Source organism: Pseudomonas sp. Je.1.5.c (assembly GCF_051129895.1).
Lineage (GTDB): Bacteria > Pseudomonadota > Gammaproteobacteria > Pseudomonadales > Pseudomonadaceae > Aquipseudomonas > Aquipseudomonas urmiensis.
This window is the reverse complement of the sequence record NZ_JBCPSP010000014.1, coordinates 76,002-98,633: the sequence shown is the minus strand read 5'-3', so window position 1 is coordinate 98,633 and position 22,632 is coordinate 76,002. Positions and strand designations below refer to the sequence as shown.

Sequence of the window (22,632 nt, the reverse complement as noted above, 5' to 3'; positions counted from 1 at the left end):
GTCGTTATCCACGCGGTCACTTGGCCGCAGTGCTGGTTTCGATGAACTGGTTGCTGTACAGCTCGTCGAGCTTGGGCTCGCGCGGCACGATGCCTTCGCTGACATAGAACTTGCGCACTGCATCCAGCCGCTCCGGGTCGATGCGGCCTAGCACCGGCTGGCCGGCATAGACGTACTCGACGTACAGGCGCAGGGTTTTCTCCAGCGAGGCTTCTTTGCCGGCGTAGGCGGGCACCGCGCGGGCGAAGCTGGCGGCGGCGGCCTTGGGGTCGTCGATGATGTCCTGCAGGCCGCGCAGGGTGGCCTGGACCACGCCGCGGACGATCTGCGGGTGGTTTTCGATGGCGTCGTCGGACGCCAGGATCGCTTGGGCCATGCTCTCGAACACTTGCTCGCGCGGGATCAACTCATACTTCAGGCCGGCGTCCTCGGCGTTGATCACCCAGTCCGGCACGCCGGCCATGGCCTGGGCCTTGTTGGCCGAGAACAGCTGCCACACGCCCGAGGGGCCAGCGGCCTGGATATCGACATCGTCCTTGTTCAGCCCCGCCTTGCGCAGCGAGGCGAGCAGGGCGTAGTAGGTGGTGTCGGAGTACGACATCACGGTCAGGGTCTTGCCCTTGAGCTGGCGGATCGAGCGGATCCTCTCGTCGGCGTTGGTGGCGATCATGGTCACCCCGCCGCCGCCGAGCACAGCCACGGCGCGCACCGGGATGCCATTGGGGCGCACGATGATCGGCGTGTCACCGATGGCGCCGCCGACCAGCGCATTGCCAGCACCGATCTGCTTGGCGACATCAACACCGCCCTTGGCGGCGATGAAGGTCAGGTCCAGGTCCTGCGCCTGGTAGTAGCCCTTTTCCTTGGCGATGATCCACGGGGCGAAGGCCGGCAGGCTCGGCGGCGCGGGTAGCAGATAGGTGACCTTGGTCGGTGCGGCCTGGGCCTGGACGGTCAGGCTCAGGGCGAGGGCGGCCAGGGCGGTGTGGGCCACGCGCTTGATAGAGGTGGTGAACATGCTAACTCCCAAGTGATGAGTGGGGCGTCGATCAGTGCAGGTCGAGGTCTTCGCCGACCTTCAGCAGATCCATCAGGCGGCCAGCCAGCGGGCCGATTTCCGGCAGCTTGCGGCGCTCCAGCGGGTTGTCGCGAAACGGCAGGTCGATCTCGATTTCTTCGATGATGGTGCCGGGGCGGGCGCTCATCACCAGCAGGCGGTCGGACAGGGCGATGGCCTCGACCAGGTCGTGGGTGATGAACAGCGCGGTCTTTTTCTCCTCGAAGAGCATCCGCGCCAGGTCCTGCTGGAGGATCATCTTGGTCTGCGCGTCGAGCGCCGAGAACGGCTCGTCGAGAAACAGCACCTGTGGGTCGATGGCCAGGGTGCGCGCCAGGGCTGCGCGCTGGCGCATGCCACCGGACAGCTGGAACGGGTAATGGTCGGCAAAGCCTTGCAGGTGGCAGCGATTGAGCAGATCTTCTGCAATCGACTTGCGCTGGGCGGCGGCCATGCCCTGGATCTCCAGGCCCAGCTCGACATTGCGACGAATGCTGCGCCAGGGCATGAGCAGGTCTTTTTGCAGCATGAAGGCGACTTTCGGCACCGGACCGTTGACCGCTTCACCGCTGACCATAACCTCCCCTTCGGTGGGGCGGTACAGACCAGAGCCCATATTGAGAATGGTGCTCTTGCCACAGCCGGACGGGCCGATGATCGACACCACTTCACCACGGCGGATCTTGAAGTTGACGTCACGGATGGCAAACGGCGCCTCGGCCTGGCCCTTGGCCTTGAAAGCCTTGCCAACGTTGCGGAATTCGATTTCCGCCGGCGCCTGATCGTCCTTGGAGTGCGGGGTATTCCACTGCGGGGCGATTGCGTACATCTCTTTCACAGCCATGGGAGAGTTCTCTGGTCTGTTTTATAGGTGATACGCGGTTTAGTGCATGAACAATGCCAGTTGTAGGAAAATTCTAATGTTAATTAAAAGTCTATATTTATTAATGGGTTAGTGTTTTTTGGCAAAGTTGCTATTGTTTTATATATGAAACATGGTTTTTTATGTGGCACAAATATGCACAGCAACTGCGCATCTGAATTGATCAATGCGAGGCAGTTGGGCATTTGCGGTAACGAGAGGAGAAAGGCTGGTTTCATGGGTGAAACGCAGGATGGGAAGGCGCGGGCAAAGCTCGCTCTTTAGCGTCAACCTTGAGAGCGGCGCTAGCCCTGTGGGAGCGGGTTTGCCCGAGAAGGGCTGCGAAGCAGCCCCAGGCACGATTACTGCGGCGTCTTTCGCGCCGGCTTGAGCACCAACCACAACGCCAAGCCAATCAACACCCCACCATACAGGTGGCCCATGGACAGCGATTCGTCCAACAGCCACGCCCCCCACAGCACGCCAAACACCGGAATCAGGAAGGTCACGGTACTGGCCTTGACCGGCCCAATCTCGGCCAGCAAGCGGAAATACAGAATGTAGGCAAACGCCGTGCACAGCAGGCCCAGGCCCAGCAGCGACAGCCACACCTGCCAGCCACCCCAGCTGGCCGGCGGTTGGCTCAGGGCGCTCCAGGCGAACAGTGGGGTCATCATCAAGGTGGCGCCGAGCATGCTGCCCAGCGCCGACAGGCGGCTGTCCAGCCCACTGATCCAGCGGCGGGCGAGGAACCCGGCAAAGCCGTAGCAAGTGGTCGCCGCCAAGCAGGCCAGCGCCCCTTGCAGCAGGGCCAGATCCAACGCCACTGGGCCAGCACCACTGAGAATGCCAACGCCGAACAGGCCGAGGAAGATCCCGCACAGCTTGAGCACGGTCATCGGTTCGCGGAAGAACAAGGCGCCAATCAGCACGCCCATCAGCGGCGTGGTGGCGTTGAAGATTGCCGAATAGCCCGCCGGTAGCACTTGTGCTGCTACTGAATAAAAGGTGGCTGGGATCCCCGAGTTGATCATCCCCAGCACCAGGCAGGCGCCGAGTTTGCCGTTGAAGTCCCAGCGCACCCGCGCCACGGCGAGGATGGCGATCAGCCCCAGGCAGGCGATCGACACCCGAAAGAACGCGGTCGGCACGGTGCCAAGCTCGGGGGCGATGATGCGCATGAACAGAAAGCTCGCGCCCCAGACGGCGGCAAGGGTCAACAGGCGGGCAAGGGCGATGGGGCTCACAACGGTCTCCGGCAACAGGGCAGGGCGGCAGTGTACGGCACGGGGCTGAGCGGTTCTTGTGCTTTGTTGCTATGTATATCTGTGATTTTGAGGGCGCTATCGCGGGGCAAGCCCGCTCCCACGCCATTTCTGCGCGGCGAAGAGCGTGGTGCCAGTTTCCACGCCACATCCCAGCCTGCACAGCGCATACGTGGGAGCGGGCTTGCCCCGCGATAGTGGCCTGGAGTTCACCAAACAGGCGCAGAGTGGCTAAGCTCAGCGCTTGAACCCCGCGCGGAGGCTCTTGTATGACCCAGCACTGGCCGGCCAGCGAGATCGCCCGGATGATCCTCGATGGCTTCGACAACTACCGCGAGCACTTTCGCCGCATCACCCTGGGTGCCCGCGAGCGCTTCGAGCAGGCGCAGTGGCAGCAGATCCAGCGCGCTGCCGCTGCGCGTATCAATCTGTATGAGTCGAAGGTGGGCGAGGTCAATGGCTGGTTGCGCGATGCCTTCGATGAAGACGTGTTGCTGGACGTCGAGCAGTGGCCGTTGGTTAAGAGCGCCTACATCCGCCTGATCGATCCGCGTTTGGACGATGAGCTGTCCGAGACCTGGTACAACTCGCTGTTCTGCAGCCTGTTCAGTCACGACCAGATCAGCGATGGCTGCATGTTCATCCACACCACCCGGCCGGCGATGCGCAGCCACGAGCGTGCGGCGCAAACCCGAACCTATCGACTCGGTGAAGGCGGCCTCAAGGGGCTGCTGCGGGCGCTGTTCGCGGATTACCCGTTCAGCGTTGCCTATGGCGACCTGGAAGGTGATCTGGTACGGCTGGAGGAGCAGTTGCGCGACTGTCTGCCGGATTGGGTGTGCAAAGACCCGGCGCTGGCCATCGAGCTGTTCTCACCGGTGTTGTATCGCAACAAAGGTGCCTATCTGGTCGGACGCCTGTATACCCAGGATGAGCAGTGGCCGCTGGTCATCCCGCTGTTGCACCGCGAGGGGCATGGCATCGAGGCCGATGGCTTGATCACCGATGAAGCCGAGGTGTCGATCATCTTCTCGTTCACCCGCTCGTACTTCATGGTCGATGTGCTGGTGCCAGCGGAGTTCGTCACTTTCTTGAAGCGCATCTTGCCCGGTAAGCACATTGCCGAGCTGTATACCTCGATCGGGTTCTACAAGCATGGCAAGTCGGAATTCTACCGGGCATTGATCAACCACCTGGCCAGTACCGACGACCGCTTCATCATGGCGCCAGGGGTGCGTGGCATGGTGATGACGGTGTTTACCCTGCCGGGCTTCAATACGGTATTCAAGCTGATCAAGGACCGCTTCTCGCCGTCGAAAACTGTCGACCGCGCCACGGTGATCGACAAGTATCGCCTGGTGAAGAGCGTCGACCGGGTCGGACGCATGGCCGATACCCAGGAGTTCGCCGATTTTCGTTTTCCGCAGGGCAAGTTCGAGCCTGAGTGCCTGGCGGAATTGCTCGAGGTGGCGCCCTCCACCGTGGTGTTGGAAGGCGATACGGTGCTGATCCGCCACTGCTGGACCGAACGGCGCATGACCCCGCTCAACCTGTATCTGGAGCAGGCCAGCGAAGCCCAGGTGCTGGAGGCGCTGGAAGATTATGGGTTGGCGATCAAGCAGCTGGCTGCGGCCAATATCTTTCCCGGTGACATGCTTCTGAAGAACTTTGGCGTTACCCGCCATGGCCGTGTGGTGTTCTATGACTACGACGAGATCTGCTATCTGAGCGAAGTGAATTTTCGCCATATCCCGCCGCCGCGCTACCCGGAAGATGAGATGTCAGGTGAGCCGTGGTATTCGATTGGCCCCCACGATGTATTTCCTGAAGAGTTTCCGCCGTTTCTGTTTGCCGATATCGGCCAGCGCAGGTTGTTCAGCCGTTTGCATGGCGAGTTGTATGACGCCGATTACTGGAAGGGGCTGCAGGCGGCGATCGAGGGCGGCAAGGTGATCGATGTGTTTCCGTATCGGCGTAAGCAAAGGTAATTAGCTGACAGTCCATTAACCTTTCAAACACTTGAGCTCACTGAAGCTGGTGCGCACCTTGACCAACCGCTCCTGTAAGTACTGGCGCTGGGCAGGGCTGCTTTCGCGCATCAAGTCGACCAACAAGCTACGCGCTTGCAACTCGGAGTTCTGAAACGCGGCGCGATACTCCGGCGTCCACAGACTTTCCTTACGTTGCAGCAACTGCGCCAGGCGCGGTTCGAAGTTGGGCGTGGCACGCTGCTCCATGGCCAGCACCAACTGCTGCTGCCAGTGGGCGCGGTTGGCGATCCACTGGCGGTTCTGGTCGCCCAGGGCCTGCGCCCAACTCATGACGCGCTGGCGTTGGGCCGCGTTGAGCTCTCCCAGCCAGGGTGTCAGGCGTTTCTCCATGCGGTTGGCGCGGTTCTGGATTTGCTTGGGTAGTGGCGTTTCGACGTATTTGCTCTGACGTTCGCGGATATCCTCCCTGAACGCCTGACGCATCTCCTCGACTTGCGCATCGTTCATGCCGCGCAGCAGCTCGGTGGCCGATGGGGTGATCGCCTCGGTGACCCGAGCAATCGCCTGGCGCGCTTCGGCGGTGCGCTGCTGCAGGGCTTGATCGGTGACTTGGTCACGGGCGACCATCTCGCGCATCTTGTCCAACCAGTCCAGATAGCCTGGCAGTTGGGTCTTGCAGTGCCAGGCCAGGTGCTGCTGCAAGCGCTGGTCGAGCCAGGTTTTTTGCTCGCGGTTCATGTCCAGGTAGTCGCCCAGCGACCACGGCACCAAGGTGTCGAGGTTGCGATAGGCCAGGTCGATGCGGCTGCAGGCGACGACGGCCACGACAACACTGAGGCCGATCAAGATAGGGCGCAGGGCTTTGGTCAGGCGCTTGAGCATGAGCGAATCCTTGCTGAAGACTGGCCAGGGTGTAGACGCGCCGGTGCCCGTGGCGGTTCCTCTGGATCAATCCCCGGTGGTCGTTGCTGTCACTATAGATCCGGCCACCGTGATTGGCGCAGTGATTGATCAGTGCAGGGATTTCTGACCGGCGTAGGCCCCTATCCAAGCGCTCGTCTGGAGGCTCTGGGCCGGATATGGCATCATGCCGAGGTTTGGCGTGTAGCCAACGCAAAGCATTGGTACCTGGGTTTTATGCAACCGAATCACTTGTTGTACTTCTTGTACGGTAAAAAAAGTATTTACCGGCAAGAAGCGCAGTTCAGCATCCTGTCCGCCCTACGTCATCAGACCCATCGCGAGAGCTTCAGCATTACCGTGCTTACTGATCAGCCACAGGCATTGGCTGGCTGGCCGGTTCACGTGGTGGCATTGGATGAGGCGACGCTCGCCGACTGGATGGGCACTGCAGGGTATGTTCATCGCCGCAAGGCCTGTGCCATTCGCCTGGGTCTGGAGCTTGCGCGCAAGTCTATTTTCGTTGATACCGACACCATTTTCCTCCGCGATCCGGCCGCGCTGTTCGAGCGTGTGAGCGATGATCAGTGTGTGATGGATCAGTTCGAGTTTCTCTGGCGCGAAGCATCCAAGCGCAAGGATTACACCGGGCTGGTCAGCCAACTAGCGGCCAGCGGCGGTACTCCGCCCGCCAGCCTGCGGTTGTATAACAGTGGCATTTGCGGGATGACCGCGCAGGGTGTGGCACAAATGGATCAAGCCATTGGCCTGATCGACCAGTGGGCGCACCTGCACACTCAGTTGCATACGCTGGAACAGATTGCCGTTTCATTCGTGCTGGCGGACAAGCAGGTAGCTGAGGCACGCGACTGCGTGCACCACTACTATTCGCAGAAGGACTACCACCACGCGATGCTGAAGCTGTTTTTCCAGACGCATGGGGAGCACTTCAGTCAGGCCTTGGTGGAAGCGTCAGGCGAGGTGCCAAGCCATATACCGCCCCTGGGCCTGGTCGACAGGGTAGCCAACAAGTGCAAGCTGTGGCGGTTGCACCCAGACCTGCGCAAGATCGGCAGGTATTACCTGCTGGGCCGCACGCCTCGCCCTGGCGCTTATCTGAAGGCTTGTCGAGAAGTGTGGTGGGGCAAGGCCCTGGCGGCACTCGACAAGCAGCAGCCGAGTCAAAAGAAGCGGGCTCAGTTGGAAAAATTATGGGGGCAGGACCGGGATTTTCGTGCATTTGCCGAGCGTCGGGCCAAATTGGCTGACTGACTGCGCTGGCGAACACGCGCTCAGCCTGCACCTTTCACCACGCATATCAGCCCTGGCCCCATGGCCCGGGCATCAATCGACAAGGCGTCCACTGACTGGGTGCCTTGTGATGAGGGTTTTTCACACATGGCTCTACTTGGGCGCTACAACAGTCTGCAAATCGTCAAACATGTCGAATTCGGCCTTTACCTGGATGGCGGCGCGGATGGCGAGATCCTCCTGCCGCGGCGCTACATCCCCAAGGATACGCCGACCGAGCTCGACGACTGGCTCAACGTGTTCATCTACCTGGACAGCGAAGACCAGTTGATCGCCACCACCGAGAAGCCCAAGGTGCAGGTCGGCGAATTCGCCAGCCTCAAGGTCAAGGACATCAACGGCGCCGGTATCTTCCTCGATTGGGGGCTGAGCAAAGACCTGCTGATGCCGTATTCCGAAGAGCAGCAGCCGCTGAAAATTGGCGATTACTGCGTGATCCACGCCTACCTGGACAAACGCACCCGGCGCATCACCGCCACGGCGCGGCTGGACCGTTACCTGGACCGCACCCCGGCCGAGTATGCGGTGGGCCAGCCGGTCGAGCTGCTGGTGGCGGGCGAGACGCCGATGGGCTTCAAGGCGATCATCAACAACCGCCATTGGGGCCTGATCCACAAGAACGAGGTGTTCAAGTTCCTGCGCTCGGGCATGCACGAGAAGGGTTTCATCAAGGAAGTGCGTCACGACGGCAAGATCGCCCTGAGCCTGCAGCCGGTCGGCCAAGCCCTGGCCGATACCCTGCAAGAGCAGATCATGGCGCGCCTGGAAGCAGAAGGCGGCACCCTGGCGGTGTGTGACAAGAGCGATCCGCAGCTGATCAGCAAGCTGTTCAACGTCAGCAAGGGCAACTTCAAGAAGGCCATTGGCGCGTTGTTCAAGGCGGGCCGGATCGTCATCCATGACGATCGCATCGAACGGGTCTGATCAGACCTGCACGAACGGGCGGAAGTCCAGTTGCTCGCCGCCCGGGCGGGTGTCGCGCAACAGTGAGTCGCGGTCGGCGCTCAGCGCCAGGCTGATGGTCGAGCGACGCTTGCCGGGCTTGCGCACTTCCATTTGCTCTTGATGGGCACGCAGGAAGTTGATCGGCACCTTCAGGTGCTGCAGCTCATCGGATTCGGGGGTGTGCAGCAGCAGGTTGACCCAGTCGGGCTGGCCTTTGCGCAGCAGCGCCATCGGCACCTCGAACCACCACAGGTTGCGCTTGGTGTCGAGAATGGCGAACAGGGAGTTGTCGCTGTTGAGCACCGGCCGGGCCAACGCTTGGTTGCGCCGGGCGATGGCGGTGGGTTTGTCGAGTTTCATGCAGGTTCCTGCGGGTTGACGCTTGGATGACCTGACATTGTGCGGGGTGGCAGGAAACCGAGCAAGGCATACCGGCCGTTTCGCGGGCAAGCCCGCTCCTGCGCTACCTTTCAGCTCTGGGTGGCGTGGGAGCGGGCTTGCCCCGCGATAGCGTCAGCCGCCTTAGCGCTTTAACGGCTGACTCAACTCCGAAGTGGCCCCATCAGCAGTCGTCACAGTCGCGGTAAAACTGTGCAACCCCGCGGCATTCTCCAGCAACTGGGCAAACTGCGCCCGCCCATGTGCATCGCTGTTGACCAGCACTTCCCCCAGGAACTGCTCCGCTTCCGTGGCGTGGGCAGTGGCATTGCCGAACAGCTCGATGCGCAACAGGCTCGACGCAGGCCCCTGCACCTCGCCGCGTACCACCTCATTACGCAAGGCGGTCAGCCTCGGTGGCTGCTGGTTGTGATTAGGCAGCGGCTGGCAAGGCTTGGGCTCACCCTTGGCGTCACAGATGATCGCTTGCTCGGCCTTGGGCAAATCCGCCCCGACGCCGCGCGAACCGACATACAGTGCATGGGCCTGGGCCGGCACACCGAAGATGATCGCACCGGTGCGCTGATCGGCGACACACGAGCCGCCCGCCTCGCAGCGGCGAATGTCCTGGCTGTTGGCCCAGATGCGGTTGGCGGTCAGGCGCGTGCGGGTAGTGTCTGGTTCCGGGCGCAGGGCCACGCCAATGCGGTTACCGTGGATCAGGTTGCCATCGAGGATATTGCCCTCGCCGGTCACGCTGACGCCGATGGAGTTGCCGCTGAAGGTGTTGGCACCCAGGTAATTGCGCTTGCCCCAATTGATCTGCAGGCCGTCGGAGTAGTTCTCGAAGCGGTTGCGCACCACGCTGTTGTCGTTACCCAACAAGATTTCGATGCCTTGCGAGGGTTCAGGATTGGCCGCGGTCGAACGGAACAGGTTGTCGGCCACCAGGTTGAACGCGGCACCGCGGGTCAGCTCGAGGCCGTCGCCGTTGTCGATCAGCTGGTTGCGCAAGACCTTGTTGTTGTTCGTGGTTGTGGCGGTGGGGTTACCGGCGCCGTCATCGCCGGTGAGCATGATCCCGGCGCCGCCTTTGTTGGCAACGATGCGGTTGTCTTCGATGACGTTGCCGCTGGCGCGGTTGACCAAGATGCCAATGCAAAAGTTACGCACCTCCAGCCCGCTGATCTGCACCCCTTGCGTGTCGCGCAGGACCAGCCCTGGGTGGGTGGTGGTGCGCACGTTGGTGCCGAACTGGCCGGGCAGGGCGCCAGGGCAGGTGCGGACGCCTTGGTCCTTGATGTAGCCGGAGCCATCGATGGCAATGTACTGGCCGTCGCGTGCCCAGGAGAGGCCGGTGATGCGCACCGGGCCTTTGATTTCAGGCAGGGCGCGGTTGGGCTTGATGACATAGGGCGGCTGACCGACCGCCGCGATGTCGATCTGGTAGCGGCCAGGGTTTTCATTGTTGGTCTCGATCGCCCAGCGCAAGCTGCCGGGCTCACCGTCATCGGCGTAGCGGTCGACCTGCAAGGTTTGCGGGGTAATCTGGGGCGTGGCCAGGGCCGGTAGGGGAAGCAGCGGCAGCAAGGCTGCCAGCACAGGCATTAAGCGCATGGGTGCGGGATTCCAAAACTGTTGTTGTTATCAATGGGCCACCTGCGGTGGGCGGCCGTTTGCAGGGATTCTAGGGAAGCTGTACCCGCTTGCGCAGGCAGTGCGGCTGAATCGGTGCGGTATTCGCCCGCTGATTGCCGTTGGGTGGGCGATCAGCAAATCAATTGAAACTCTGGCCAAGGGGCATGAGTCGATCCTATGTCGACACGTTTTCTCGTGTCTTTGCCTCAAGGAGATTTCCCCATGAGTGGCACCAAAGACAAAGCTAAAGGTTTGGCCAACGAAGCGGTGGGTAACATCAAGCAGGGCGTTGGCAAGGTCACCGGTAACGAAAAGCTCAAGGGCGAAGGCAAGGCCCAAGAGGTCAAGGGAGAGATTCAGCAAAAGGTTGGCGAAGTAAAGGATGCCGTGAAGAAGCCTTGACCGACTGCCGTGTAGGAAAACGGCTGCCTATAGGTGGCCGTTTTCTTTTGTGCGGCAATGAGCAGCAACGGCGGGCGCGTGGTCTATTAGACTTGCATGCAATCAACAAGGCCTGCCCGGGTAGTCGGCCTGCCCCAAGATGATCGAGCGGCGAAAGGAGACGCTATGATTTTCCCTGCCCTGCAAGGCCTGCCCTTGCACCGTGTGTTGGTGCGTACCGTCAGCGAGTTTCTCGATGACGAGATGTCCACCTATGCGTCCGCGCTGGCTTACCAGATGCTTTTTTCGCTGTTCCCGTTCCTGTTGTTCCTGATCGCCCTGATCGGTTTCCTGCACCTGCCAGACTTTTTCTCCTGGCTTCGCTTGCAGTCCGAGCTGGTGCTGCCGCCGCAGGCGCTGGAGCAAGTCAATCCGGTGATCGATCAGTTGCAGCAGTCCAAGGGCGGCCTGCTTTCAGTCGGTATCGTGATTGCCCTGTGGACCGCTTCGGCCGGTGTGCGGCTGATGATGAGCGCGATGAACGCCGCCTACGACGTGCCAGAAGGCCGGCCGGTCTGGAAGCGCATTCCGCTGTCGATTTTCTATACCGTCGGCATCGCCGGCATGCTCCTGGCCGCCGCCGCCTTGATGGTCTTGGGGCCGCAGGTAATGGAGTGGATCGCCGCGCAGATCGGCATGCAGGAGTTCATCGTCACCGTGTGGACCATCCTGCGCTGGCCGGCGATCATCGTTCTGATGATGGTGGCGGTGGCGCTGATCTACTACGTCATGCCGGATGTGAAACAAAAATTCCGCTTCATTACCCCAGGTTCGGTGCTGGCCGTGGTGGTGTGGATCATCGCCTCGCTGGGCTTTGGCTACTACGTCAAGACATTCGCTGACTACAACGCCATGTATGGCAGCATCGGGGCGATCATCGTGCTGCTGCTGTACTTCTATATTTCTGCCGCCGTACTCTTGCTCGGTGCCGAGATGAATGCGGTGATCGAGCACATGTCTGCCGAAGGCAAGGATCCTGGCGAGAAGGATTTCGACGGCAGCAAGCCGCAGGAAACCATCACCGTGCTCGGCCATGAGCATCCTGCCGCAGCCGAACCCCACCAGACCCGTGAGCCGAACCCCTGATGATCCGTGACATCCTCAAGATGGGCGATGAACGCCTGCTGCGCATTGCCCCACCGGTGCCTGAGCACATGCTTGGCAGTGCCGAGCTGAAGCTGCTGATCGACGACATGTTCGAAACCATGCGCCATGTTGGCGGTGTCGGCCTGGCGGCGCCGCAGATCGGCATTGATCTGCAACTGGTGATCTTTGGCTTCGAGCGCAGCGAGCGTTATCCGGATGCCGAACCGGTGCCCCAGACCATTTTGATCAACCCGCTGATCACCCCGTTGGGGACCGAGATTGAAGAGGGTTGGGAAGGTTGCCTGTCGGTGCCAGGCCTGCGCGGGGTGGTGCCGCGCTACAAGCACATCAGTTATTCAGGGGTCGATCCCCAGGGCAATCCGATCGACCGCTTTGCCGATGGCTTTCACGCCCGGGTGGTTCAGCATGAGTGCGACCACCTGATTGGCCGGCTGTATCCGTCGCGGATCCAGGATTTTTCCAAGTTCGGTTATACCGAGGTGCTGTTCCCCGGGCTTGACGTCGCCGACGACTGATTGCGCACCATCGCCAGCAGGTTCTTGCTGCGCTGGTAGCGCGCCAGGCGCATGGCCAGGGCCTCTGGCAGGTTCTGGCAAGGGCTGAAGCCCAGGCGCAAGTAGAACGGCAGCAGATCAGGGTGACAGAACAGCCAGGTAGGGCCGCCGGTCTGCGCCAGGGCGGCGTCGATCAGTTGGCCTGCAACCCCACGGCCGCGCCATTGCGGGTCGACCAACAGCCCGGTCAGCCAATGGCCTTGAGCAACCGGGGTCAGGCTCATGCCGGCAATGATTGCCTGCGCTCGCGCTACCCACAGCTGGCCCTCGGCGGCTGCGCGCATACGTGTGCCGTGTTGCTTGTAGAAGTGGTCGAGCAAGCGTCGCTGTAGGCCGGTCAAGGGGGTGAATTGGAGGGGGGGCATGGTTTTCCTGGGTGTCAGTGCTGGCCTGGTCGCGGGATGAGGCCGGCATTGAATACAATTGGAGCTGCTCTAAAACGCGGTTTTCAGCCTATCAGGTCGGAGTATTTTGTCGCAGATTGTTGCAAATCGCGCAAGGGTGATTGTCCGACTGCGGGGTTCAACTATTGCAGACCAGGCGTAAAATTCAATCATCCCCCCAGCAGTACGACATAGCGGGATCGGTACTTCGTGTCATCTTCGCAGTTGATGACAACTTCTCCGCGCCATTGACGGCATATTGAAGTCAATCGATCAGCTTGATTGCCTTGAAGGCCACACTCCATGAAAGCATTACTGATTCTTGCATTGGTCGGTATGTCCTCGTTCGCCCTCGCCGATGAGGTCCAGCCTGTTTCCAGCCAGTCTGTCGTCGAGCAGTACGATTACTCAACCAACCTCGACATCAAACGCGTGATCAGCCTGTCGACCATCCCCAATGTCTGCGAAGTGGTGCCTGCCACCATGACTTACGAAGACCATCAGGGCCAAGTCCATACCATCCAGTACCGCGCCATGGGTGAAGGCTGCAGCCAGGGCTGATCAGCCCAGCCCCAAGGCCTGTCGCACGGCTTCCAGCCCTTGTTTGAGTTGTGCCCGGCTGGTAGCCGCCGACAGACTGATGCGCACGGCCTGCACTTGTTCGACGCCAATTGCGAAGACACTCGCTGGCACCACCTCTACTGCGCGTTCACGGCATTTGCGCACCACCGCTTCTGCGCTTTCGCCGGTGGCGACCCAAATATGCGGTGAAGGGATAAGGCCGTTGACCAGCGCCTCGCCCAGCAGACTACGCGCCAAGCGCCAACGCACTTGAATTTCTGTGCGATTGCAGGCCAGGCGGCGTGCTGCAGTGCCGTCTTCTAGCCACTGACCGGCGATGCGCAAATTCAAGGGTGAAACTGGCCAATGGGTGGCTTGGCTGTGCGGATCGATCTGCGCCAGCAGCGCTGGACGGGCAACGATCCAACCCAGGCGCAGACCGGCGGCGACGGTTTTCGACAGGCTGCTGATGAGGATGCCCTGGCCATCGAGCAAGGGGTACAAGGGCGGTTGATCGGTCAGCGCGCCATACACGTCATCCTCGACCACCAGCAACTTGTGGCGCTTTACCACCTCGGCGATGGCCTGGCGCCTGGCGGCGTCCATGCAACTGCCGGTGGGATTGTGCAGGGTCGGGGTGATCACCAATAGCCGCGACCCACTGGCGCGCGCCACGCGGTCCAGCTCATCCGGACGCAGGCCGTGCTCATCCAGGGCCACCCCGTGCACCGGCAGGCGCAACTGGCGACAGGCGGCCTTGATGCCGGGGGCGGTCAACGCCTCGACCATCACCGGCGCGCCATCGGCACACAGCGATTGCAGCACGCAGCCCAGCGCCTGCTGCGCGCCCCCACACAGCAGCAGTTCATCGATTGCCAGCGTCAGCCCGCGATTGGCCAGCCAGCGCGCGCCGTGCAGGCGGCCCAGGAGCAATTGCTCGGCGTCCAGGTAATGGTCGAGTAGTTCACTGGCACCCTGATCGAGCAGGGCGCGCAGACTGTGTTGCAGATCGTGGCTGTGCGGGTCGACCACCGGCACATTGGTCGACAGGTCGATCACCTGCTGCTGTGCGTCATGCCGCTTGAGGCGAAACAGCGTCGCCTCCTTGCTGCCCGCCAGGACATAGGTGCCTCGGCCCACTGCGCCTGCGACCAGATGGCGCGCGGCAGCTTCGCGATAGGCTTGCTGGGTGGTGCTGGGGTTGAGCCCCAGTTTCCAGGCCAGGCGCCGCTGCGGTGGCAGGCGCTCACCGACTTTCAATTCGCCGCGCTCGATCGCCTCGGCAATCGCCTCGACCAGCGCCAGATAGCGCGGCTGGCCATTCTCAGCAAGGTTGGGAATCCACACGAAATTGCTACCCATGCAATATATCGATTTACCCATACAATGCCCTGCGCCTAGGATCGGATCAACCTCAGCCCCGATGAAGGATGATCGCCATGTTCGACCTGCCTGCCCTGCGTGAAGCCGCCGCTTTCGTGCACCAGCATGTTCCCGCCACCGCTCAGCACGCTTGGCCTTTGCTGGCCGAGCGGGTGGGCTGCAAGGTGTGGGTCAAGCACGAGAACCATGCCCCTACCGGTGCATTCAAGGTGCGTGGCGGGTTGGTCTATGTGCGCTCGCTGCTGGCCAGCGGCAAGCCGCCACGCGGGCTGGTCACGGCTACCCGCGGCAACCATGGCCAGAGCATGGCGCTGGCCGCGCGCCAGGCGGGTATCCCATTGGTGATCGTGGTGCCTGAGGGCAACTCGCGGGAAAAAAACGCTGCCATGCGCGCGCTGGGCGCCGAGCTGATCGAGCATGGGGTGGACTTTGACGTGGCTCGCGAGGAGGCTGCCAGGCTGGCCGCTGAGCTTGGCTACGAGATGGTGCCGTCGTTCCACGCTGAACTGGTGCGCGGCGTGGCGACGTACGCGCTTGAGTTGTTCGAAGCAGTGACGGATCTCGATTGCGTCTACGTACCGATCGGCATGGGCTCAGGGATCTGTGGCCTGATCCAGGCGCGCAATCTGCTGGGGTTGAAGACGCAGATCGTTGGCGTGGTGTCCAGCGCTGCCGATGCCTATGCGCAGAGTTTCGAGCGGGGCCGGATCGTCACCACCGCGACGGCCGATACCTTTGCCGATGGCATGGCGTGCCGTGTACCTCACCCTGATGCCTTCGCTCTGATCCGCGAACATGCGGCGCGGATCGTGCGGGTCAGCGACGAGGAGATTGCCCAGGCCATGCGCATTTACCACGAGACCACCCATAACACCGCTGAAGGCGCAGGTGCCGCCGCTCTGGCAGCGTTGCTCCAGGAGCGCGACAGCCAGCAGGGCAAGCGGGTGGCGGTGGTGCTCAGTGGGGCGAATATCGATCGCCAGCGTTATGCACAAGTGCTGCTGGATTAAGCCGGCAGGGAGTGGCGCTGCGCGTTAGCGTGTAGAAGGTTTCGGCATCAGCAATTTGTTCCAATACAATTTGCCGTATCTTCCGTTAGATAGCTGCTTGCCCTTTCGTAGTCGAGCCCCCATGCCTTTTTCCAATGGTTTTCTCCTTAGCCTGTCCCTGTGCCTGGACATCGGCATTGCCAATATCGCCATGATCACCCTGGCCATGCAGCGCGGCTTTGTTCAGGGTTTCTGGCTGGGGCTGGGCACCTGCGTGGGTGATTTGGTCTATGCCGTTGCAGCGCTGGCGGGGATGACGGTGTTGCTGCAGTTCGAGACTGTGCGCTGGGTCTTGTGGCTGGGCGGCTCGGTGTTGCTGGTGTGGTTTGCCGTGAAGATGCTGCGGGCGGCCTGGCGCGGTGGGCACATGGATGGCCGGGCCGAGGTGGTGGTGGAGTCGGGCTGGCGCGAGTTTTTGCGCGGGATCTTCCTGGCCATGTCGTCGCCCAGCGCGATTCTCTGGTTCGCCGCAGTGGGTGGGGTGCTGATCTCCCGTTCAGGGGCCGGCAGCATGCTGGATGCGGGGTTGTTTCTCAGTGGCTTCTTTGCCGCTGGGTTGCTCTGGTGCGTGAGCCTGTGCGGCATTGCCAGCCATGGCGGGCGTTTGCTGGGGGATCGCTTGCTGACCTGGTCATACCTGCTGTCGGCGGCGATCTTCTGCTACTTCGCGGTGTATGTGATTGTCTCGGGTTATCGGGAATTCATCCTGGTCGCGGCATAGCACTGCGGGGTAACGCCGTGTACGCGGCGATAGGCGGTGATGAAGTGGCTTTGGTCATAAAAGCCCAGGTCCAGCGCGACGTCTCGCGGGTGTAGGCCGATGCGCAAACGGCGCCGGGCTTCGATCAGGCGCAGTTGCATGTGGTACTGCAAAGGCGCCAGGCCGGTGGCCTTCTTGAAGCAGCGTACGAAATGGTACTTGCTCAGGCCGGCCGCTTGCGCCAGTTGATCGAGTTCCAGGCGCAGGTCCAGGTGCGCGCGCATCAAGGCCAAGCTGTTGGCGATGGCAACAGAGTGTTCTGCTGGTGATTTCGATGGTTGCTCCAGCAGTTGGGCGAGTACCAGTAACAGTGCTTGTTCGTGCTGATCATCAGGCGCCTGGGCCAGTTCGAGCAAGGCGCTGAACAGGGCAGGGTGGTGCAGGATGCCTTGCTCGAAGCTGGGAGGCTGGGTGGTCGAACGTAGGTTGTTGTCGCCGATGACCTGGCTCATGGCATCGGTGCTCAGGTGCAGGCTGATGTACTCGACGCCTCCTTCAGCGAACTCCGAGGCCTGTATTGCCAGTGGGTTGTAGAGCGTGACCTGGCCTGGGGGGACTTCTAGTTCGCGGCCGTCGAGCCAGATCTGTTCGTGGCCGCTTAGGTTGGCGCCCAGTACGTATTCGTCATGGGTGTGCCTTGCGAAGTGTGCGCTGCCGTTGGCTCTTACCCATGAGAGATCGAGCTGCGGGGAGGCGTGCAGGGGTTCGCAGGTCAATGGCATGGGGACTTCCTTGGTGGGTGGTGTAACGCTAGCGGAGCTGGGGTTGGGGGGCAATGCTGGATTTGGTGTTCTGGTGTTCTGGTGTTCTGGTGTCGGGGGCTTATCCGTTTTTTGGGGTGCTGCTAATGGCCCCTTCCGCCCTTACGGCGGGTCACTTTTTGGCAAACGCCCCAAAAAGTAACCAAAAAGGTCTGCGCTCCACCATCCGGCCCTCCGCTGCGCTACGGGTCCCTTCGCGCCGGCGCCTTCCGGGCCCGCGCGGCCTACGATTTGCTGCGCAAATCTACATCTCGCGCCTTCGGCTGCGCCGAAGGGTGCTGCGCACCTGGCCCTCCAGGCACCTCTGCTCAGCCTCCTGAAGTCGCGAATCTGCGGCGCCTGGACTTGCGCGCACGAAGATCAAGAGCAGCGAATCGCTACGCTCTCGCCAAAGCCAAAGCCAAAGCCAAAGCCAAAGCCAAAGCCAAAGCCAAAGCCAAAGCCAAAGCCAAATTTTGATTTTTCTGCTGTGTTGTTTGTTCCGGCCTCTTCGCGGGCAAGCCCGCTCCCACAGGTACCGCGCGGTTCTTCCGGCTGGCGGTGGACCTGTGGGAGCGGGCTTGCCCCGCGATGGCGTCCGACTATCCACCACACCTGGCACTATCGCCAGATAACGCCAGCCCAGTCGCCGCCACTAACTTCGCGACTTCAGGAGGCCGAGCGTAGGTGTCTGTAGGGCCAGGTGCGATAGCACCCTTCGGCGTAGCCGAAGGCGCGAGATGTAGATTTGCGTAGCAAATCGTAGGCCGCGCGGGCCCGGAAGGCACCGAGGCGAGGGAACCCGAAGCGCAGCGTAGGGCCGGATGGTGGAGCGCACGGCTTTTGGTTACTTTTGGCCACGACCAAAAGTGACCCGCCGTAAGGGCGGAAAGGTGACTCAGCGCCACCTTCGCCAATGGATATGCTCAAAACTCTAAAAGCCCAAGCCCAAGCCCAAGCCCAAGCCCAAGCCCAAGCCCAAGCCCAAGCCCAAGCCCAAGCCCAAGAACCTCCAATCCCAAACCGCGAAAAAACAATTCCCAACCAACCTGTCGATTTCTCCCAAGCCCATTCGACCAACCATGAAGCCCCAGCAACCTCCTACACCAAGCACTCATGACCGATCGGAGAAACCACAGATGAACAGCGCAGCCGAAACCGAAATCCGCCAACTGATCGACACCTGGATGCAAGCCGTCCGCGACCGCGACCTAGACGGTATCGCCGCCCCTTACGCCGACGACATCCTCGCCTTCGACGCCATCAAAGAGCTGCAATTCAAAGGTAAGGCCGCCTACCGCGCCCACTGGGAAATGTGCATGAGCTTCTGCACCGGCCCGATGGTGTTCGAGATGGAACAACTGACCATACATGCCGACGGTGACCTGGGCTTGGCCCATTGGCTCAATCGCTGCGGCCCGTCGGATGACCAAAGCCAGTGCGGCTTCATGCGCGCCACGGTCGGCTATCGTCGTAGCGGTGGGCAATGGCAGGTGATCCACGAGCATTGGTCAGCGCCGTTCGACATGGAAACCCAGAAAGCCCTGTTCGACCTCAAACCTTGAACTGAAAACCCCCGGGTTTATCGCCAAACGCACTGTGCGCAAGCGCTGGAGACGACCATGAAATACCTGTGCCTGGTCTATTGTGACGAAGGGCTGCTGCACAGCCTGCCCGAGAGCCCGCAAGACGCCGAGTGCCAAGCCTACGCGGACTCATTGCATGGCTCCGGGCGCATGCTTGCGGCCGAGGCGCTCAAGTCGGTGCAGACAGCCACCACGGTACGCGTGCGCGCTGGCCACATGAGCCTGACCGACGGGCCCTTCGCCGAGACCAAGGAGCAGTTGGCCGGTTTCTATCTGGTCGATGCTCGCGATCTGAATGAGGCGTTGAACATTGCCAAAGGCATTCCTGCCGCACGCGTGGGCAGTGTCGAGGTGCGCCCGGTACGCGAACTGCAACCCTGACAGCGGAGCACAATAACAATGACCGACGCCCAACCTGGCCCGCAACACGAACTGTCCATCAGCCGCCTGATCGATGCGCCTGCAGCCAAGGTGTTCCGCGCCTGGAGCGAACCGGAGTGGCTTATGCAGTGGTGGGGGCCGCACGGCATGACCACCCCCGAATGCGAGATGCAGCTGTGGGTTGGCGGTCTGTTCCGCACCCTGATGCGCGCCCCCGATGGTACTGAGTACCCTAACCAGGGCGTGTTCCTGGAGATCGCCGCACCGCGGCGGCTGGTGTTCACCGATGCCTTCGGGCCGGGCTGGGTGCCATCGGAGAAGGCTTTCATGACCGCTGTGGTGACGTTCGACGACGAGCTGGGCAAGACCCGCTACACCGCCCGTGCCTGGCACTGGAATGCTGCCGACTGCCGCGCCCATGAAGAAATGGGCTTTCATCAAGGCTGGGGAGAAAGCCTGGACCGCCTGGTGGAGGTGGTCACCCAGCGGATGCCTGATTGATGCTTGGCCCAGAGCGCGTACGTGAGCAAGTCGAGGCGGTCTATCGGCGCGACTCGCGGCGCATCCTGGCGACCCTGATTCGCCTGTTGGGCGACTTCGACCTGGCCGAGGAGGCCATGCACGATGCCTTCTTCATTGCCGTCGAGCGCTGGCAGCGTGATGGCATCCCGGATAACCCGCGCGCCTGGCTGGTCTCGACTGGGCGCTTCAAGGCCATCGATGCCTTGCGTCGGCGCATGCGTTTCGATCGCTCCCAGGCGGATTTGATCATGCTGCTGGACAGTGAGGGGCGTGATCCCAGTGAGGAGGAGTTACTCGCCGATGACCGCCTGCGGTTGATCTTCACCTGCTGCCACCCAGCCCTGGCGGCCGATGCCCAAGTGCCGTTGACCCTGCGCGAGGTGTGTGGCCTGACTACCGAGCAGATCGCCCGGGCATTTCTGCAGAGTCCGGCGACCATCGCCCAGCGCATCGTGCGTGCCAAGGCGAAGATTCGCGACGCAGGCATTCCGTATCAGGTGCCGGAGATGGCTGAGCTGCCTGAGCGTCTGGAAAGCGTGTTGCGCGTCATCTACCTGGTGTTCAACGAAGGTTACCTGGCCTCCTCGGGCGAGGATCTGGTGCAGCGCGAGCTGTGCGATGAAGCCATTCGCCTGGGGCGCCTGCTGGTTCAGTTGTTGCCCGACCCCGAGGTGCTTGGCCTGCTGGCGCTGATGCTGCTGCAAGCTTCGCGGCAGCGTGCGCGCAGCGATGCGCAAGGAGAGCTGGTGCTGCTCGACCAGCAAGACCGCAGCCTGTGGGACCGTCAGCAGATCGCCGAAGGCATCCAGCTGGTGGAGCAGGCCTTACGCAGTCGGCAGTTTGGTGGGTACAGCCTGCAAGCGGCGATCGCCGCAGTGCATGCCCAGGCTGAGCGGGCAGAAGACACCGACTGGCAGGAGATCGTCGGCTTGTATGACGTGCTGCTGCGGTATTGGCCGTCAGCTGTGGTCGAGCTCAACCGCGCAGCGGCACTGGCCAAACGCGATGGTGCGCAGGTGGGCTTGGTGGCGGTGCAGGCGATTCTGGATCGGGGGGAGCTGCGCGATTATCACTTGGCGCATGCGGCCAAGGCAGAGCTGCATGTTCAGTTGGGGCAGGTTAGCAAGGCGCGTGCTGCCTGGCAGCAGGCCCTGGCGCTTACCCAGCAGGGGCCGCAGCGGCGGTATATAGAGCGGCGGTTGAAGGCGCTGGAATGAGCGCAGGGGGGTCAGCTCTGGCCTCATCGCGGGACAAGCCCGCTCCCACCTGTCCGCCCTATCAGGGAGGCGTGGGAGCTGGCGCAGCCTGCGATGATCGCCCGCACAGGCGCCAAATGACGCAATTCAATCACTCAGCTGGCAACAAAATTCGGCGGCGAAACCAGGTCAACGGTCTGCTGCTTACGTGGCGCCAGGATCTCGGCCTCGCCCGATACCACCAGTTCATCGTTCTGGTTGTACACATTGGTGGCGATGCGCACCTTGAACTTGGGCAGCTTTTCCAGAATCTCCAGGCGCACGGTCAGGGTGTCGCCAATCTTCACCGGCTTCTGGAAGCTCATCTGCTGACCCAGGTAGATGGTGCCCGGGCCAGGCAGGGTGCAGGCTACTGCCGCACTGATCAGCGCGCCGCTGAACATGCCGTGGGCAATACGCTCGCGGAACATGCTCTTGGCCGCGAACTCGGCATCCAGGTGCACCGGGTTGTGGTCACCGGACATCGCGGCGAACAGCTGAATGTCACGTTCTTCGACGGACTTCTCAAAGGTGGCTTTCTGACCCACTTCGAGGGCTTCGTAAGGGGTGTTGGTGACCTGGGTCATCAGGGCTTCCTTGTAGGCGGACGAGGGCGCATATCATTCACTGCGAGCAGGGCGGCCAAGGGCCAGCGCCTGTTCGAGCCAGCCGAGTATATCGGCGCAGACCTCGTCGCGATTGGTTTCATTGAGCAGCTCATGCCGCGCCTGAGGGTACAGGCGCAGCTGCACATGTCGATTGCCGGTCGCGCTCAAGGCGGCGGCCAGATCCTTGAGACGCTTGCCGGCACTGACCGGATCACATTCGCCGCCAATTACCAGGATCGGCAGGTTCGGATCAATCTGCGCCAGGTTACCCGGCTGGCTGATTTGCGCCAGGCCTTGCAGTAGATCGAGCCACAACTGGTTGCTGCAACGAAAGCCGCACAAGGGGTCGGCGACGTACTTGTCGACCTCTTCAGGGTCGCGGCTGAGCCAGTCGAAGGCGGTACGGTTAGGCTTGAAGGCCTTATTGAACGAGCCAAACGACAGCCACTCGATCAGCGCACTCTTGCCCATGGCACCTTGGCGCCAGGCTTCGACGCGGGCAATGGCCGCAGCCGCTCGAGAGAGCGCTGGCGGCTGGAAATTCGAACCGCTGAGGATCGCCCCCTGCACACTGGCGCTGTGATGCAGCAGGTAGGCCTGGGCAATGTAGCTGCCCATACTGTGGCCGAACAGGAACAGCGGAGTCCCCGGATACGTCTGGCCGATGTGCTGGGCGAGCAGGCCGAGGTCGTTGACCACGGCATTCCAGCCATGATGGCGGGCAAACAGGCCCAAGTGGCCAAGCTCGGCGGTACGCCCGTGGCCGCGCAGGTCAGGGGCGAACAGGGCAAAGCCTGCCTCGCTCAGGGCATGACCCAGGCGGCGGTAGCGCCCAGCGTGCTCGGCCATGCCGTGGGCCAGCAACACAGCGGCCTTGACCGGTGTAGTTGGCAGCCACTGATGGACGTACAGGCTGCAATGCTCGCTGGCAGGCAGCCAGAAGGCGTCATGGGGCATGGCGGGTCCTTTGCGCGC

Annotated in this window: 25 protein-coding genes; 14 read left to right on the top strand and 11 right to left on the bottom strand. The window is 61.8% G+C overall.

The genetic code is table 11. The annotated features are described in order from the left end of the window. Positions 1-16 precede the first annotated feature (16 nt). The 3 genes from AAZU54_RS13090 to AAZU54_RS13080 form a co-directional block, all read right to left on the bottom strand. On the bottom strand, positions 17-1,018 hold the full coding sequence (locus AAZU54_RS13090; protein ID WP_434727248.1) for an ABC transporter substrate-binding protein: 1,002 nt from the start codon (positions 1,016-1,018) through the stop codon (positions 17-19). 31 nt (positions 1,019-1,049) lie between these two features. Further along, complete coding sequence (locus tag AAZU54_RS13085; RefSeq protein ID WP_434727259.1) at positions 1,050-1,886, bottom strand: ABC transporter ATP-binding protein; 837 nt, start codon at positions 1,884-1,886, stop codon at positions 1,050-1,052. A 395-nt stretch (positions 1,887-2,281) separates the two neighbouring features. Further along, positions 2,282-3,166, bottom strand: a complete 885-nt coding sequence (locus tag AAZU54_RS13080; RefSeq protein WP_186557448.1) for a DMT family transporter — start codon at positions 3,164-3,166, stop codon at positions 2,282-2,284. 287 nt (positions 3,167-3,453) lie between these two features. On the opposite strand from AAZU54_RS13080, the gene aceK reads away from it, so the two are divergent. Beyond that, entirely contained in the window at positions 3,454-5,172 is a 1,719-nt protein-coding gene (gene aceK / locus AAZU54_RS13075; protein WP_186557447.1) for a bifunctional isocitrate dehydrogenase kinase/phosphatase, read from the top strand. A gap of 15 nt (positions 5,173-5,187) precedes the next feature. Here aceK and AAZU54_RS13070 read toward each other — a convergent pair whose 3' ends face one another. After that, positions 5,188-6,057 carry a DUF6279 family lipoprotein gene (locus tag AAZU54_RS13070; protein ID WP_186557446.1) on the bottom strand — a complete coding sequence of 290 codons (870 nt, stop codon included), beginning with the start codon at positions 6,055-6,057 and terminating at the stop codon, positions 5,188-5,190. On the opposite strand from AAZU54_RS13070, the gene AAZU54_RS13065 reads away from it, so the two are divergent. From AAZU54_RS13065 to AAZU54_RS13055, 3 genes are all read left to right on the top strand, one after another. Next, entirely contained in the window at positions 6,056-6,205 is a 150-nt protein-coding gene (locus AAZU54_RS13065; RefSeq protein WP_186557445.1) for a hypothetical protein, read from the top strand. The genes AAZU54_RS13070 and AAZU54_RS13065 overlap by 2 nt on opposite strands. A 125-nt stretch (positions 6,206-6,330) precedes the next feature. Beyond that, on the top strand, positions 6,331-7,347 hold the full coding sequence (locus AAZU54_RS13060; RefSeq protein WP_434727247.1) for a hypothetical protein: 1,017 nt from the start codon (positions 6,331-6,333) through the stop codon (positions 7,345-7,347). 126 nt (positions 7,348-7,473) lie between these two features. Next, complete coding sequence (locus tag AAZU54_RS13055) at positions 7,474-8,310, top strand: CvfB family protein (RefSeq protein WP_186557443.1); 837 nt, start codon at positions 7,474-7,476, stop codon at positions 8,308-8,310. Here AAZU54_RS13055 and AAZU54_RS13050 read toward each other — a convergent pair whose 3' ends face one another. Next, positions 8,311-8,691 carry a hypothetical protein gene (locus tag AAZU54_RS13050; RefSeq protein WP_186557442.1) on the bottom strand — a complete coding sequence of 127 codons (381 nt, stop codon included), beginning with the start codon at positions 8,689-8,691 and terminating at the stop codon, positions 8,311-8,313. 162 nt (positions 8,692-8,853) lie between these two features. Continuing rightward, positions 8,854-10,326, bottom strand: a complete 1,473-nt coding sequence (locus AAZU54_RS13045; RefSeq protein WP_186557441.1) for a right-handed parallel beta-helix repeat-containing protein — start codon at positions 10,324-10,326, stop codon at positions 8,854-8,856. A 243-nt stretch (positions 10,327-10,569) separates the two neighbouring features. On the opposite strand from AAZU54_RS13045, the gene AAZU54_RS13040 reads away from it, so the two are divergent. From AAZU54_RS13040 to def, 3 genes are all read left to right on the top strand, one after another. Further along, positions 10,570-10,749: a CsbD family protein gene (locus tag AAZU54_RS13040; RefSeq protein WP_186557440.1), complete on the top strand. Its 180-nt coding sequence runs from the start codon at positions 10,570-10,572 to the stop codon at positions 10,747-10,749. A 165-nt stretch (positions 10,750-10,914) separates the two neighbouring features. Next, entirely contained in the window at positions 10,915-11,874 is a 960-nt protein-coding gene (locus AAZU54_RS13035) for a YihY/virulence factor BrkB family protein (protein ID WP_186557439.1), read from the top strand. Then, the gene (def, locus tag AAZU54_RS13030; protein WP_186557438.1) at positions 11,874-12,410 is read left to right on the top strand and encodes a peptide deformylase; all 537 of its coding nucleotides are present in this window, start codon (positions 11,874-11,876) and stop codon (positions 12,408-12,410) included. Before AAZU54_RS13035 ends, def begins: the two co-directional genes overlap by 1 nt. On the opposite strand, the gene AAZU54_RS13025 is transcribed toward def, so the two are convergent. Continuing rightward, on the bottom strand, positions 12,365-12,814 hold the full coding sequence (locus tag AAZU54_RS13025) for a GNAT family N-acetyltransferase (RefSeq protein ID WP_409456873.1): 450 nt from the start codon (positions 12,812-12,814) through the stop codon (positions 12,365-12,367). The two genes, def and AAZU54_RS13025, sit on opposite strands and share 46 nt — an antisense overlap. 321 nt (positions 12,815-13,135) lie before the next feature. Here AAZU54_RS13025 and AAZU54_RS13020 point away from each other — a divergent pair, with 321 nt between their 5' ends. Next, entirely contained in the window at positions 13,136-13,393 is a 258-nt protein-coding gene (locus tag AAZU54_RS13020; RefSeq protein ID WP_434727246.1) for a DUF2790 domain-containing protein, read from the top strand. Here AAZU54_RS13020 and AAZU54_RS13015 read toward each other — a convergent pair whose 3' ends face one another. Further along, a complete protein-coding gene (locus AAZU54_RS13015; protein WP_186557436.1) occupies positions 13,394-14,755 on the bottom strand; it encodes a PLP-dependent aminotransferase family protein in 1,362 nt (453 codons plus the stop codon). It lies immediately after the preceding gene. A 77-nt stretch (positions 14,756-14,832) separates the two neighbouring features. On the opposite strand from AAZU54_RS13015, the gene AAZU54_RS13010 reads away from it, so the two are divergent. Both AAZU54_RS13010 and AAZU54_RS13005 read left to right on the top strand, forming a co-directional pair. Then, positions 14,833-15,786 carry a threonine dehydratase gene (locus AAZU54_RS13010; protein WP_186557435.1) on the top strand — a complete coding sequence of 318 codons (954 nt, stop codon included), beginning with the start codon at positions 14,833-14,835 and terminating at the stop codon, positions 15,784-15,786. A 121-nt stretch (positions 15,787-15,907) separates the two neighbouring features. Further along, positions 15,908-16,546 carry a LysE family translocator gene (locus AAZU54_RS13005; RefSeq protein ID WP_312155736.1) on the top strand — a complete coding sequence of 213 codons (639 nt, stop codon included), beginning with the start codon at positions 15,908-15,910 and terminating at the stop codon, positions 16,544-16,546. Here the strand turns inward: AAZU54_RS13005 and AAZU54_RS13000 are convergent. Further along, positions 16,516-17,307 (bottom strand): helix-turn-helix domain-containing protein, encoded by a 792-nt coding sequence (locus tag AAZU54_RS13000; RefSeq protein WP_434727245.1) that lies wholly within the window; start codon positions 17,305-17,307, stop codon positions 16,516-16,518. The two genes, AAZU54_RS13005 and AAZU54_RS13000, sit on opposite strands and share 31 nt — an antisense overlap. Positions 17,308-18,464: 1,157 nt before the next feature. Here AAZU54_RS13000 and AAZU54_RS12995 point away from each other — a divergent pair. The 4 genes from AAZU54_RS12995 to AAZU54_RS12980 are packed head-to-tail and all read left to right on the top strand — an operon-like array spanning position 18,465 to position 21,031. Then, the gene (locus AAZU54_RS12995) at positions 18,465-18,890 is read left to right on the top strand and encodes a YybH family protein (protein WP_186557716.1); all 426 of its coding nucleotides are present in this window, start codon (positions 18,465-18,467) and stop codon (positions 18,888-18,890) included. 57 nt (positions 18,891-18,947) lie between these two features. Continuing rightward, positions 18,948-19,292 carry a YciI family protein gene (locus AAZU54_RS12990; protein ID WP_186557717.1) on the top strand — a complete coding sequence of 115 codons (345 nt, stop codon included), beginning with the start codon at positions 18,948-18,950 and terminating at the stop codon, positions 19,290-19,292. An 18-nt stretch (positions 19,293-19,310) separates the two neighbouring features. Then, entirely contained in the window at positions 19,311-19,793 is a 483-nt protein-coding gene (locus AAZU54_RS12985; protein WP_186557718.1) for an SRPBCC family protein, read from the top strand. Continuing rightward, a complete protein-coding gene (locus tag AAZU54_RS12980) occupies positions 19,793-21,031 on the top strand; it encodes an RNA polymerase sigma factor (RefSeq protein ID WP_312153003.1) in 1,239 nt (412 codons plus the stop codon). The genes AAZU54_RS12985 and AAZU54_RS12980 overlap by 1 nt, the downstream gene beginning before the upstream one ends. A 134-nt stretch (positions 21,032-21,165) precedes the next feature. Here the strand turns inward: AAZU54_RS12980 and AAZU54_RS12975 are convergent, their stop codons facing one another. Together AAZU54_RS12975 and AAZU54_RS12970 are read right to left on the bottom strand one after the other, a co-directional pair. Continuing rightward, positions 21,166-21,636, bottom strand: coding sequence for a MaoC family dehydratase (locus AAZU54_RS12975; protein WP_186557720.1), 471 nt, complete (start codon positions 21,634-21,636; stop codon positions 21,166-21,168). Between the two features lie 33 nt (positions 21,637-21,669). Continuing rightward, complete coding sequence (locus tag AAZU54_RS12970) at positions 21,670-22,614, bottom strand: lysophospholipase (protein ID WP_434727244.1); 945 nt, start codon at positions 22,612-22,614, stop codon at positions 21,670-21,672. Positions 22,615-22,632: the final 18 nt, after the last annotated feature.